The organism is Microbacterium telephonicum (assembly GCF_003651225.1).
GTDB lineage: Bacteria > Actinomycetota > Actinomycetes > Actinomycetales > Microbacteriaceae > Microbacterium > Microbacterium telephonicum.
The window spans coordinates 853,920-866,317 of record NZ_RCDB01000001.1 but is presented as its reverse complement, the minus strand read 5'-3'; the positions used below and the strand labels follow the sequence as shown (position 1 = coordinate 866,317).

11 protein-coding genes and 1 tRNA gene are annotated in these 12,398 nt (G+C 69.7%); 1 reads left to right on the top strand and 11 read right to left on the bottom strand.

Annotated elements, in window-relative coordinates; genetic code table 11:
- Positions 1 to 34: 34 nt before the first annotated feature.
- From rplA to C7474_RS04200, 6 genes are all read right to left on the bottom strand, one after another.
- The gene (gene rplA, locus C7474_RS04225; protein ID WP_121057667.1) at positions 35 to 724 is read right to left on the bottom strand and encodes a 50S ribosomal protein L1; all 690 of its coding nucleotides are present in this window, start codon (positions 722 to 724) and stop codon (positions 35 to 37) included.
- Positions 725 to 738: 14 nt separating this feature from the next.
- Positions 739 to 1,170 (bottom strand): 50S ribosomal protein L11, encoded by a 432-nt coding sequence (gene rplK, locus C7474_RS04220; RefSeq protein ID WP_121057666.1) that lies wholly within the window; start codon positions 1,168 to 1,170, stop codon positions 739 to 741.
- 208 nt (positions 1,171 to 1,378) lie between these two features.
- Positions 1,379 to 2,398, bottom strand: coding sequence for a transcription termination/antitermination protein NusG (nusG, locus tag C7474_RS04215; RefSeq protein ID WP_121057901.1), 1,020 nt, complete (start codon positions 2,396 to 2,398; stop codon positions 1,379 to 1,381).
- A gap of 52 nt (positions 2,399 to 2,450) precedes the next feature.
- Entirely contained in the window at positions 2,451 to 2,726 is a 276-nt protein-coding gene (gene secE, locus C7474_RS04210) for a preprotein translocase subunit SecE (protein WP_121057665.1), read from the bottom strand.
- 45 nt (positions 2,727 to 2,771) lie between these two features.
- Positions 2,772 to 2,844 (bottom strand) — tRNA-Trp (locus C7474_RS04205).
- 136 nt (positions 2,845 to 2,980) lie between these two features.
- Positions 2,981 to 3,415, bottom strand: a complete 435-nt coding sequence (locus C7474_RS04200; protein ID WP_121057664.1) for a pyridoxamine 5'-phosphate oxidase family protein — start codon at positions 3,413 to 3,415, stop codon at positions 2,981 to 2,983.
- Positions 3,416 to 3,515: 100 nt separating this feature from the next.
- On the opposite strand from C7474_RS04200, the gene C7474_RS04195 reads away from it, so the two are divergent.
- Positions 3,516 to 5,624: a bifunctional lysylphosphatidylglycerol flippase/synthetase MprF gene (locus C7474_RS04195; RefSeq protein ID WP_121057663.1), complete on the top strand. Its 2,109-nt coding sequence runs from the start codon at positions 3,516 to 3,518 to the stop codon at positions 5,622 to 5,624.
- Positions 5,625 to 5,690: 66 nt separating this feature from the next.
- Here C7474_RS04195 and C7474_RS04190 read toward each other — a convergent pair whose 3' ends face one another.
- From C7474_RS04190 to C7474_RS04170, 5 genes are read right to left on the bottom strand one after another with little or no spacing between them, the layout of a single operon-like run.
- Positions 5,691 to 7,058: an NAD-dependent succinate-semialdehyde dehydrogenase gene (locus tag C7474_RS04190; RefSeq protein WP_121057662.1), complete on the bottom strand. Its 1,368-nt coding sequence runs from the start codon at positions 7,056 to 7,058 to the stop codon at positions 5,691 to 5,693.
- Between the two features lie 45 nt (positions 7,059 to 7,103).
- A complete protein-coding gene (locus C7474_RS04185; RefSeq protein WP_121057661.1) occupies positions 7,104 to 8,579 on the bottom strand; it encodes an NAD-dependent succinate-semialdehyde dehydrogenase in 1,476 nt (491 codons plus the stop codon).
- Positions 8,576 to 10,129, bottom strand: a complete 1,554-nt coding sequence (locus C7474_RS04180) for an APC family permease (protein ID WP_121057660.1) — start codon at positions 10,127 to 10,129, stop codon at positions 8,576 to 8,578. Before C7474_RS04180 ends, C7474_RS04185 begins: the two co-directional genes overlap by 4 nt.
- Positions 10,126 to 11,025, bottom strand: a complete 900-nt coding sequence (locus C7474_RS04175; protein WP_121057659.1) for a universal stress protein — start codon at positions 11,023 to 11,025, stop codon at positions 10,126 to 10,128. Before C7474_RS04175 ends, C7474_RS04180 begins: the two co-directional genes overlap by 4 nt.
- Positions 11,022 to 12,380: a flavin monoamine oxidase family protein gene (locus tag C7474_RS04170; protein ID WP_121057658.1), complete on the bottom strand. Its 1,359-nt coding sequence runs from the start codon at positions 12,378 to 12,380 to the stop codon at positions 11,022 to 11,024. The genes C7474_RS04175 and C7474_RS04170 overlap by 4 nt, the downstream gene beginning before the upstream one ends.
- Positions 12,381 to 12,398 lie beyond the last annotated feature (18 nt).

Sequence of the window (12,398 nt, the reverse complement as noted above, 5' to 3'; positions counted from 1 at the left end):
CCCGAAGGTGGGACCCCGTTCGTCGTGTCCGATGTCAGACGAGGGCGTTGACGTCCAGCGGGATGCCGGGGCCGAACGTGGTCGACACGGCACCCTTCTGGATGTAGCGACCCTTCGAGCTCGACGGCTTCAGGCGGACGATCTCGTCGACGGCGGCCTTGAAGTTCTCATCCAGCTGCTCGGCCGTGAACGAGGCCTTGCCGACGACGAAGTGCACGTTGGCGTGCTTGTCGACGCGGAACTCGATCTTGCCGCCCTTGATCTCCTCGACGGCCTTGGCCGGGTTGGGGGTCACGGTGCCGGTCTTGGGGTTGGGCATGAGGCCACGAGGACCGAGCACCTTGCCGAGACGGCCGACCTGGCCCATGAGCTCGGGCGTCGAGACGGCCGAGTCGAAGGCGGTCCAGCCGCCGGCGACCTTCTCGATGAGCTCGGCGCCGCCGACCTCGTCGGCGCCCGCGGCGATGGCGGCCTCAGCGGCCGGACCCGTCGCGAACACGATGACGCGCGCGGTCTTGCCGGTGCCGTGGGGCAGGATGACCGTGCCACGGACCATCTGGTCCGCCTTACGCGGGTCGACCGAGAGCTTGAGGGCGACCTCGACGGTGGAGTCGAACTTCTTCGAGCCGGTCTCCTTCGCGAGGTTCACCGCCTCGGTGGAGCTGTAGAACTTGTCGCGGTCGATCTTCGCCGCTGCTGCTTCGTAAACCTTGGACTTCGCCATGATCGTTCTCCCCCTCAGTCCTCGACCGTGATGCCCATGGAACGGGCGGTGCCGGCGATGATCAGCGAGGCGGCCTCGATGTCGTTCGCGTTCAGGTCGGGCATCTTGGTCTCGGCGATCTGACGGACCTGGTCCTTCGAGAGCTTCGCGACCTTGACGGTGTGCGGCGTCTTGGAGCCCTTCGCGACGCCCGCGGCCTTCTTGATGAGCTCAGCGGCCGGCGGGGTCTTCAGGATGAAGGTGAAGCTGCGGTCCTCGTAGACGGTGATCTCCACGGGGATGACGTTGCCGCGCTGCGACTCCGTCGCGGCGTTGTACGCCTTGCAGAACTCCATGATGTTGACGCCATGCTGACCGAGCGCGGGGCCGATCGGCGGCGCCGGGTTGGCTGCACCGGCGTTGATCTGAAGCTTGATCAGGCCGGTCACCTTCTTCTTCGGTGCCATTCGTATTTCCTTCTGTCGAGCGCCACGGGGCGGGTGCCTCGGGGCGCGCTGCCACGATCCAGGCGGTTCCTGGGCGTGGTGGGATGCGGTCCGGAAGACGGACCAAGGAGCAAGTCTACCGGATGCCGGCGCTCCCGGCATCCGCCGCGACAGCGAAGGGGCGGATGCCGGAATCCGGCATCCACCCCTCAGGCGCAGTGTCTGCTGCCTAAAGCTTCGTCACCTGGTCGAACGAGAGCTCGACGGGGGTCTCGCGCTCGAAGAGCGAGACGAGCACGGTGAGCTTGCCGCTCTCGGGCTTGATCTCGCTGATCGAGCCGGGAAGACCCGCGAACGAGCCCTCCTTGATGGTGATGGTCTCGCCGATCTCGAAGTCGACCTCGGCGGGGATGACACGTGCCGCGGTCTGCGAACCCTTGGCGGCGGCGCCCTTCGCGGGAGCGGCGGTCTCCTTGACCTCGACGAGCGACTGCAGCATGTTGAAGGCCTCTTCGAACCGCAGCGGCGTCGGGTTGTGGGCGTTGCCGACGAAGCCGGTGACGCCGGGGGTGTGACGCACGACCGACCAGGTGTCTTCGGTGAGCTCCATGCGCACGAGCACGTAGCCGGGGATCCGGACGCGCGTGACCATCTTGCGCTGACCGTTCTTGATCTCGACGACGTCCTCCATGGGGACCTCGACCTGGTAGATGTCCTCCTCGACCTCGAGCGTGGACTTGCGCTGCTCGATGTTGGCCTTCACCTTGCGCTCGAAGCCGGCGTAGGAGTGGATGACGTACCACTTGCCCGGAAGCGAACGCAGCTCGGCGCGGAACGCCTCGTACGGGTCGTCGGAGACCTCGTCGGCCGCGTCGTCGTCGCCGTTCACGTCGGGACCGTCGTAGGGGGTGACCTCGTCGGCCGCCTCGGCGGCGCGGTCGGCCTGCTCCTCGGCGAGCGAGTCGGTGAGCACCTCGGCGGCGGCCTCGGCCTCGGCTGCCTCGTCGATCTCGAGTGCGTCGTTCACGATGGCATCAGCCTCCGGGTCGTCGATGTCGATGTCTTCCAGGTCGGCGTCCGACTCGTCCTCGTCGGCGTCCTCGTCGACGACGTGGATCGCGGCGGTCTCGGCGGCACGCGAGGAGCGCTCCTCGGCGGCCAGGACGTTGCCCTCCTGGGCTTCGTCGTCCTCGCTGGACTGCTCGGCTGCGGTCGCCCAATCGGCGTCGTCGGAATATCGTTCTGACACTTCGTTCTCTTCCATCTGTTCGCGTCACGCACGAGGCGTACGGAGCGGGACGTCAGCCGACAGTGCCACCCGGCACGCCGAACACGAGTTGGACGACCCACGTGAACAGCAGGTCGAGGCCGTAGACGACGGCCATCATCACGACGACGAACCCGAGGACGACCGCCGTGAACTTCACGAGCTCCTGACGGGTCGGGGTGACGACCTTGCGGAGCTCGGCGAAGACCTGCCGGATGAAGAGGGCGATCCGCTGGAAGACGTTCATCTTCTTCTCGCGGGACGCACCGCCGGTGGCGACGATGTCGCCAGACGCTTCATCCTGGACCATGTACCCACCTGTGTGACGTGTTTCGTGCCAGCATCTGCTGACGCGCAGGGCGGACAGGAATCGAACCTGCAACCTGCGGTTTTGGAGACCGCTGCTCTGCCAATTGAGCTACCGCCCTAGAGGTCTGTCGACCTCGGCGAGCCTGCTTCCCCACCACGACCTGCTCGGATGACCGACCGCGGGCACGGCGAAAGAATGCAGACTTCGACTGCACTTCCCAGTGTACGTCATGCCCGACCGGGCACGCGAACCGGTCAGTACTGCTGCACCCCGTAGCGCTCCGGTTCGGGTCCGCGCAGGAAGTCGCGACCCGAGACCGACTCGGGCACGATGCGCACGTAGTTGTACTTGATCGTCGGGATCCACGGGGTCAGCGGCAGCTCGTCGGCGGCGCGGACGTCCTCTTCGGTCACCAGGCGTGCCGCGTGGCCGCGCACGACGACGCTCCACGCGTCGGTGTCGCTGTAGTCGTCGACCTCGAAGAGCACCTCGTCGTTGACCGTCAGCTCGGTGAGCTTCGATCCCTCCGCGGTGCGGAACACGATCGACTCGCCGTCGACGACGTAGTTCACCGGGAAGATGTCGAGCACGCCGCCGGCGTGCGTGACGAGGCGTCCGAGCTGCTGGATGGCCAGGTGCTCCCAGCACAGCTCGTCGGTGAGGTAGGTGATCGCATCGGAGTTCGACATGACTCCATCCTGCCGCTCCGCACGCCCGGGCGACAGCCGCGGGCCGGAACTTCTTTGCGGCACCCTCACGCGGATGCTGCGGCGCTCTATCGTGGGCGCTATGGAGGCCGAGAACGCCGTCGCCGCGCCCCCGGTCGCGGAGCCCCGCCGCCCGTCGCGGGCGCTCGCCTTCCTGCGCCGCACGGCGTGGACGTGGACGCTCGTGGTCGTCATCCTCGTGGTCGGTGTGGTGTCCGGAGCACTGTGGTCGCCCTTCAACGAGAACCCGTCGTTCGACACGTGGGCGTACGGCCTGCCCGCCCTGGAGGAGGGACGGTGGTGGACGCCCGTCACGGGCACATTCTTCGCCGATGCGCCGTGGGTGTACGTGCCGATGATCCTGGGGCTCGTCGGCATGCTCGTGCTCGAGTACCGCTGGGGGGCGCGCGTCGCCCTGGGCTACTTCTGTATCGGGCAGCTCTTCTCAGTGCTGGCGACCGCGCTCGTCGTCTGGCTCGCCGCGTTCATCACCGACTGGGAGTGGGCGCAGGAGATGGTGACGGTGCTCGATGTCGGCGCCTCGGGTGGGGCGTTCGCGTGCCTCGCCGCGGTGGCCGGCCGTCTGCCCTCGCCGTGGAAGCTGCGGGCGTGGCTCGCGATCATCGGCCTCGTCGTCATCGGATTCCTCTTCATCGGCAATCTCGCCGACGTGGAGCACCTCCTCGCGGTCGCCCTCGTCCTCGCCGTGGACCGCAGCTTCCAGCCGCGCCGCACCACGGTCCGCGAGCAGCGGCTGATCGCGTTCGTCGCCCTGCTCGCCTTCGGCGCGATCTCGATCGTCGCGGCCCTGTTCCCGATCGTCGGTCCCGTGGGCTCGACGGTCGACATCGCGGACTCGAATCCGTGGGACAACGCCCTCAACCTCGTGATCGTGCTCGTCGTGGCCAACGGCATCCGCCTCGCCAGGCGATGGGCGTGGCTCGTGGCCATCGTGATGCTGAGCATCAACGTGCTGGCCGCGTTCGCGCTGTTCGTGCTGTACCTGGTCGTCGACGACAACGTGCTGTCGGAGGACTCGCAGGCGCTCGGGGTGACGACCGAGATCGCGATGGGACTGCTCGCGCTCGGCATCCTCGTCTACCTCATCGTCATCCGCCACGCGTTCCGGTGGCGCCGCAAGGGCACGCTCGGCCTCTCCCCCGTCCCGAACCGCGACGACGCGGTCGCGATGATCCAGGCGAACGGCGGCGGCACGCTGTCGTGGATGACGACGTGGGCGGGCATGACCTACGCCCGCACGACGCATGGCATCGTCGCCTACCAGCGCCGCGCCGGCGTCGCCCTCGTGCTCGCCGATCCGCTCGGCCCCGAAGAGTCCCGCGCCGCCTCGGTGCGGGAGTTCATCGAGATGGCGGAGCGTCAGGGCCTGGCCCCCGTGTTCTTCAGCGCGAACGAGGCGACGCGCGCCGCGCTCCCCGACGACTGGAGCTCGCTCATCGTCGCCGACGACACGATCGTCGACCTGCCGGGGCTCGAGTTCACCGGTAAGCGGTGGAATTCGGTGCGTACGTCGATCAACCGCGGTGGGCGCGAGAACATCGAGTTCCACCTCGGCACGTTGAAGGACGAGCCGTGGGGGGTGCAGGCGCAGCTCGACGCGATCTCGGGGCAATGGGTGGGCGACAAGGACCTGCCCGAGATGCGCTTCACGCTCGGCACCCTCGATGAGGCCGCCGATCCCGCCGCACGCATCGCGATCGCCCGCACCACCCAGGGCGACGTCGAGGGCTTCCTGTCGTGGCTGCCGATCTACGGCGAGGGCGGCATCCGCGGCTGGACCCTCGACCTCATGCGCCGCCGCGACGGCGGCACGTTCCCGCCGGTCATGGAGTTCCTCATCGGCATGTCGGCCGCCGCGTTCCGCGACGAGGGGGCGCAGATCATGTCGCTGTCGGGCGCGCCGCTGACGCACGAGTACCCGCCCGAGGCCGACATCTTCGCGCAGCTGAGCACGCGACTGGCCGACCTGCTCGAGCCGGTCTACGGCTTCAAATCGCTTCACCGGTTCAAGCAGAAGTTCAACCCGCGCCACGAGACGATGTACCTGCTGTACCGCGATGCGAGCGACTTCCCGCGCATCGGACGCGCCCTGACCGGCGCGTTCCTCCCCGACGCCACGATGGGCCAGTTCGCCCGCGCCGGGCTGGACATCTTCCGCAAGAAGGACTGAGCCCGCGCGCGGCGTGCACGGCGAAGGGGCGGATGCCGGCCGTGCCGCATCCGCCCCTTCGCGTCGTCAGGCGCCGATGCGGACGAGCTTCTTGTTGACGAACTCGTCGGCGCCCAGCAGGCCCAGCTCGCGGCCCGTACCGCTGCGCTTGACGCCGCCGAAGGGCAGGCCCGGCTCGTCGGCGAGGACGAGATTGACGTAGACCATGCCCGCATCGATGCGGTCGGCCACACGCTCGGCCTGCGCGGCATCCGTCGTGAACACGTACGAGCCGAGGCCGAACGGCGTGCCGTTGGCGACGGCGACCGCCTCGTCCTCGTCGGCCACACGGTAGACGACGCCGACGGGGCCGAAGAACTCCTCGCGGTAGGCGTCCATGTCCTCGGTGACGCCGGTGAGCACCGTGCCCGGGAAGAAGGCGCCGTCGCGCACGCCGCCGGCGACCAGCGTCGCCCCGGCCTCGACGGCGCGGTCGACCTGGTCCTGCAGCCGCTCGGCGGCCGTGAGCGACGACAGCGGGCCGAGCACGGTGTCGGCGTCGTTCGGATCGCCGACGGTCGCGGCGGTCATCGCGGCGGTGAACTTCTCGAGGAACGGCTCGTACAGGTCGTCGACGACGATGAAGCGCTTGGCCGCGTTGCAGGACTGGCCGGTGTTGTCCAGGCGCGCGTCGACGGCGGCGGTCACGACCGCGTCGAGGTCGTCGGTGGACAGCAGCACGAACGGGTCGGATCCGCCCAGCTCGAGGGCCACCTTCTTGAGATTGCGTCCGGCGATCTCGGCGACGGCGGCGCCGGCGCGCTCCGACCCGGTCACCGAGACGCCGTGGACGCGGCGGTCGGCGATGACCTCGGCTGCCTGCTCGTTGGTGAGCCGCACGTCGGTGTAGGCGCCGGCCGGGAAGCCCGCGTCGGTGTACATCTTCTCCAGGGCGGCGGCCGACTCGGGGCACTGCGGGGCGTGCTTGAGCAGGATCGTGTTGCCGATCGCCAGGTTCGGCGCGGCGAAGCGGGCCACCTGGTAGTACGGGAAGTTCCACGGCATGACGCCCAGCAGCGCGCCCAGCGGCGCGCGGCGGATGACGGCGGTGCCGTCGCCGTCGATGTCGACGGGCTGGTCGGCGGTGATCTCGTCGATGTGGTCGGCGTAGTACTCGGTGATGTCGGCGGCGAAGTCGACCTCGCCCTCGGCGGCGGCGAGCGTCTTGCCCATCTCCCGCACGATGATCGCGGCGAGCTCGTCGCGGCGCTCGCGGTGCAGCTCGGCGACGCGGCGCAGCAGTGCGGCACGCTCGGCGGGGGTCGAGGTGCGCCCCCAGCCGCGCGCGGCGGCGTCGGCGGCGGCGAGGTCGGCCTCGAGCTCGTCGGCGGTGGCCACCGGGTAGGTGGCGTGCGTGATGCCGGTGGCGGGATCGGTGACGGCGTAGTCGGTCATGGAGGCTCCGTTCTCGTGCTTCGTCTGTCGGTGGTCGGGCGGCGGTCAGCCGACCGGGAGGAGGGTGTACTTGGTCTCGAGGAATTCGTGGATGCCCTCGAGGCCGCCCTCACGGCCGACGCCGGACTGCTTGACGCCGCCGAAGGGCGCGGCCGCGTTGGAGACGACGCCGACGTTGAGCCCCATCATGCCGGTCTCGAGGCGGTCGATCATGCGGTGTCCGCGGGCGAGGTCCTCGGTGAACACGTAGGACACGAGACCGTACTCGGTGTCGTTGGCCAGGCGCACCGCCTCGTCCTCGTCGTCGAAGGTGGCGATGGCCAGCACCGGGCCGAAGATCTCCTCGCGGAGGATGTCGCTGCCGGCGGCGACCCGGTCGATGACCGTGGGCGCATAGAACGACCCGGCACCGTCCAGGGCACGCGCGCCGGTGCGCACACGGGCGCCGCGGGAGACGGCATCCGTCACCAGTTCGTCGGCCTTCGCGACGGCACGGTCGTCGATGAGCGGACCGATCTGCACGTCGTCGTCGGTGCCGCGGCCGACGTTCATCGCCGAGACGCGGTCGGTGAGCCGGGCCGCGAACTCTTCGGCGACCGAGGCGTGCACGATGAACCGGTTCGCGGCGGTGCACGCCTGCCCGATGTTGCGGAACTTCGCGAGCATGGCACCGTCGACGGCCTTGTCGAGGTCGGCGTCGTCGAAGACGACGAACGGTGCGTTGCCGCCGAGCTCCATCGACACCCGCAGCACCCCCTGCGCCGCCTGGGCGATGAGCTTCTGGCCCACCGGTGTCGATCCGGTGAAGGAGAGCTTGCGCAGGCGCGGATCGGCGATGATCGGCTCGGACAGCGCACCGGAGTGGGTCGTGGTCACGACGTTGACCACGCCCGCCGGCAGGCCCGCGTCGATGAGCAGCTGCGCGAACAGCAACGTCGTCAGCGGGGTGAGTTCCGCGGGCTTGACGACGACGGTGCAGCCGGCGGCGAGAGCGGGGGCGATCTTGCGGGTCGCCATCGCGAGCGGGAAGTTCCACGGGGTGATGAAGTAGCAGGGACCGACGGGGCGCTGCGAGACGATCATGCGACCGGTGCCCTCGGGGGTGAGCCCGTAGCGGCCCGAGATGCGCACCGCCTCCTCGCTGAACCAGCGCAGGAACTCGCCGCCGTAGGCGACCTCGCCGCGCGCCTCGGCCAGGGGCTTGCCCATCTCGAGGGTCATCAGAAGCGCGAACTCCTCCTTGCGCTCCTGCAGCAGGTCGAACGCCCGCCGCAGGATGTCGGACCGGCGCCGCGGCGGGGTCGCCGCCCACTCCTCCTGCGCGGCGACGGCGGCGTCGAGGGCGCGGATGCCGTCCTCCGGCGATGCGTCGGCGATCCGGGCGAGCACCTCGCCGGTGGCGGGGTCGCGCACCGGGAAGGTGCCTGCGGCACCGTCCTGCCACTGCCCGCCGATCAGCAGGCCGGTCGGCACGGTGTCGAGGAGCTCCTGCTCGCGGGCGGCGACGGGGGCGGTGGTCATCGGGCGGCCTTCTTTCTCAGACTGGCGGGGGCGTCTTTCGACAGGGTCGCACCCCGGAAGAACGCGGGGGCGCGGAAGTACTGCAGGAACATGAGCACGACGCCGACGACGATGATGCCGATGCCGAGCACGAACACGATGCCCACTCCCCCGACCTCGGCGCCCGAGCCGTAGGCCGGGTCCATCGAGTCGATGAGGGTCGTCACGAACAGGATCGCGAGGATGATCCCGCCCAGGAGCGGGAACAGCAGCGTGAAGAAGGCGTTGCGCACCGAGTCGAACCACTGGCGGCGGAAGTACCAGACGCACGCGAACGCGGTGATGCCGTAGTAGAAGCAGATCATCATCCCGAGAGTGAGGATCGTGTCCCACAGGGTGTTCTCGCTGACCACGCGCATCACGGCGTAGAACGCCGAGGCGACCACGGCCGAGATCACCGTCGCGAAGCCGGGGGTGAAGAAGCGCGGGCTGACGTGGGCGAAGGTGCGCGGCAGCGCGCCGTAGTGCCCCATCGCGAGCAGCGTGCGGGCCGGTCCGACGAAGGTCGACTGCAGCGACGACGCGGAACTGGTGAGCACGGCGAGGGAGACGAGGAACGCGAGCGGACCGAGCACGGGCCCGGACAGGTGGAAGAACACGTTCTCCTGGATCTCGCCGTTGCCCAGGCCCAGGTCGCCGGTGCCGACGCCGGCGTACATGATCATCGCGACCGCCAGCAGCAGGTAGAGCGAGACGATCGTGAGCACCGTGACGGTGGCCGCCCGGCCCGGGGTGCGCTCGGGGTCGGTGGTCTCCTCGTTCATCGTGAGGGTGACATCCCACCCCCAGAAGATGAAGATCGACAGCGACAGCCCCGCCACGAGCGCCCCGAACGATTCCACGGCGAAAGGGTTGAACCATTCGAGCGAGAACGGCGTGTAGTCGAAACCGTCGCCCGAGACGGCCTCGACGATCGCCGCGACGGCGAAGAAGACGAGCACGAGCAGCTGGAAGGTCACCAGCACGTACTGCAGGCGCTGGGTGGTCTGCATGTCGCGGTACGAGACGAACGTCGCGCCCAGCATGAACAGCAGGCACACGCCGACGTTGATCCACGTCTCTCCCGCGAGGGCGGCGATGTCGGCGTTGCCGGTGAGCTGCGAGATGAGCAGGAACAGGAAGTCGACGGCGACCCCGGCCAGGTTGGAGAGCACGAGCACCGTCGCGACCACCAGGCCCCAGCCGGCCATCCAGCCGATCCACGGTCCGAACGCGCGCGCCGCCCAGGTGAAGCTGGTGCCGGCATCCGGCATGCGACTGTTGAGCTCGCGGTAGCCGAAGGCCACGAGCAGCATCGGGATGAAGCCGACGAGGATGACGGCGGGGATCTGCGATCCGACCGCGGATGCCGTCGGGCCGACGGCGGCGGTGAAGGTGTACGCCGGGGCGATGCAGGAGATGCCGATGACGATCGCGCCGAGCAGGCCCACGGTGCCGGCGCCGAGGCCCTTCTTCGACAGGCCGCCGGTCTCGGCCCGATCGGCGACGGGGGCGGTCTCGGGAGCGCTCATCGGACACCTCCGATCGTGCGGGTGCGGGGCACGACGATCACGGGGACCGGCACGCGACGCAGCATCTTCGCGGCGGTCGAGCCGAGGAAGAGGCGCTTGGGCTGGGCGAGCCGGCTCGACCCGACCAGGAGCACTTCGCCGGCCTGCCAGTCGAGCCGTGCGAGGGCGTCGTCGATGGTCTCACCCTCGGCGGTGACGACCTCGGCGTCGAGGTCGTCGGGCAGCGTCGCGCGCGCGGCGGCGAGCACCTCGGCGATCTCCGTGGTCGCGGCGAGGCGGATCGTGCCGGTGTCGGCGCCGACGGGCACGTCGACGGGCAGCAGCGAGAGCAGCCGGATGGGCGCTCCCGTGGCATCGGCGAGTGAGCGCGTGTCGGTCAGCAGCGCGTCGGCGCCGGGGCGCACCCCGATGCCGACGGTGACACGGCTGATGCCGGCGGATGCGGGGATCTTGCGTGCGCCGCGCGGAACGAGCACGACCGGCACGTCGGAGGAGTGCAGCAGTTCGCTCGTGGTCGCGCCGAGCCGGTGCTGGCCACGCGAGGCGCCGTCGGCGGCACCGACCACGATGCAGCGCGCGTCGAGGGCGTCGGCGACCTCGATGAGCCCTTCGGCGAACGAGTCGGCCTGCCGCACGTGCGCGTGGGCGGTGACGTCTCCGGGCACGCGGTCGATCGCCTTCGCGATCCAGCGCTGCGCCTGCTCGCGCAGGTACTCGGTGTACGACGGGTCGTGCGGGGTGATGACGCTGCGGCCCCCGCCCGGGAGGATCACCGTGACGTCGAGCACCGCGCCCGTGGCGCGCGCGAGGCGGGCCGCGAACGCCAGCGCGTCGCGTCCCGCCTTCGTCGCCGAGTAGCCGACGACGACCCGGCGCCCCGCCGGCAGGGTGCTCATCCGCGCGCCCGGTCGAGGATGCCGGCGGCGGCGAAGCGCCCCATGCGGATCGCGCCGTCGACGTGCTGGTAGCCGGCGCCGGCCATATCGCTGCACGCGAACGAAATCGGCCCGACGGGGGTGCGCAGGTCGGCGCCGTAGCGGTGCAGGCCGCCGAGGTCGAAGCTCGCGGCGTAGGCGCCGCGGGTCCACTCCTCGCTGCCCCAGTCGCTCTCGTAGTACACCGCGGGGTTCTTCGCCTCGGGCCCGTAGTAGTGCGCGAGCGACTCGAGGATGCGCTCCTTGCGCTCCTCGGCGCTCAGGCGGAACAGGTCGTCGGCGTTGCGGTCGCTGACGAATCCGACGAGCGTTCCGCGCTCGTCGCCGTGGTTGGTGTTGTCGTAGGCCTCGTGGCACAGCTCGTACGGGCTGAACGCGGTGCCCGACAGTCCCTGCTCGCGCCAGAACGGTCGGTCGTAGACGGCATGCACCTTGATGACGAAGCCCATCGAGATGTGCTGGTGCATCTGGTGCTGCAGGCGCGGCAGCGCCGGCACGAACGAGATCCGGTTGTAGAGCACCGGCGCGAGGGCCAGCACGACGTGGCGCGCGTGCACCGTCATGCCGTCCGAGATCACGGTGGCTCCGGCGTCCGACCACTCGATCGTGCGCACCGGCTGACCGAGGAACACGTCGTCGCCCAGGCGTTCGGCCAGCAGCAGCGGCACCTGCTGCAGTCCGCCGACGACGCGCTTGTCGAGGATGAAGTCGGCGTCGACGAGGTTCGAGTAGCTGCCCGCGGATGCCGCCATCAGCAGCGACTGCAGCAGCGAGAACGCGTGGGTGGGCTTGGTGAGCATCGCCGAGCCGGTGGCGAAGGCGAGGTTGCGCACGGCCTCGTCGTCGTCGGTCTGGGCCCGCAGCCACGCGTCCCACGAGACCTCGTCCCACTCCGCGGCCCGCGGGTGCGCCCAGGGCGCGTCGGGGTCGATCTCGGCGACCATCGCATCGAGGCGCTCGGTGATCTCGGCGATCGTCTTCTCGGTCTCGGGGGCGACGGGGAACATCTCGCCCGTGAAGCGGTGGAGCGTGCCGTCGGGGCCGACGTACACCGAGTCGCCCTCGCGGTAGCGGCTGTAGGTCTCGAGTCCCAGCTCGGCGATCGTCTCCTTGAGCGCGTCCTGGTCGGGCGAGACCCACTGCCCGCCGATCTCGAGCATGGCGCCCTCGATCGTGTCGGTCCACAGCCGCCCGCCGACGCGGTCACGCGCCTCGAGCACCGCGACCGAGAGCCCGGCCTTCTTCACCTCGGTCGCCGCGGTGAGCCCGGCGGCCCCCGCTCCGATGACGACGACATCCCGTGTCAGATCGGCCATGATGCTCCTTCGCAGTGT